Consider the following 278-nt stretch of genomic DNA (forward strand, 5'->3'; position numbering starts at 1 on the left):
ATCGCAGCTGCCGCATAATATGCACGGCGTCGGCGGCATATGCCTCGGTGGTGGAATTGGTAGACACACTAGCTTCAGGTGTTAGCGCTTCGCGGCGTGGGGGTTCGAGTCCCCCCCTAGGCACCAAGTCGCAGACAAAAAAATAGAACACATGCCTCGGTGGTGGAATTGGTAGACACACTAGCTTCAGGTGTTAGCGCTTCGCGGCGTGGGGGTTCGAGTCCCCCCCTAGGCACCAAATTAACCAGCTTTTTAGCTGGTTTTTTTGTATCCACAAT

The 278-nt window shown here is 54.3% G+C and carries 2 tRNA genes; both read left to right on the plus strand.

Annotated elements, in window-relative coordinates:
• The first annotated feature begins 41 nt into the window (after positions 1–41).
• Positions 42–126, plus strand: a tRNA-Leu gene (locus tag EOE67_RS20445).
• Positions 127–153: 27 nt separating this feature from the next.
• Positions 154–238: transfer RNA gene (locus EOE67_RS20450), tRNA-Leu, on the plus strand.
• Positions 239–278 lie beyond the last annotated feature (40 nt).

This window comes from Rheinheimera riviphila (genome assembly GCF_004005945.1).
In the GTDB taxonomy this organism is placed as follows: Bacteria; Pseudomonadota; Gammaproteobacteria; order Enterobacterales; family Alteromonadaceae; genus Pararheinheimera; species Pararheinheimera riviphila.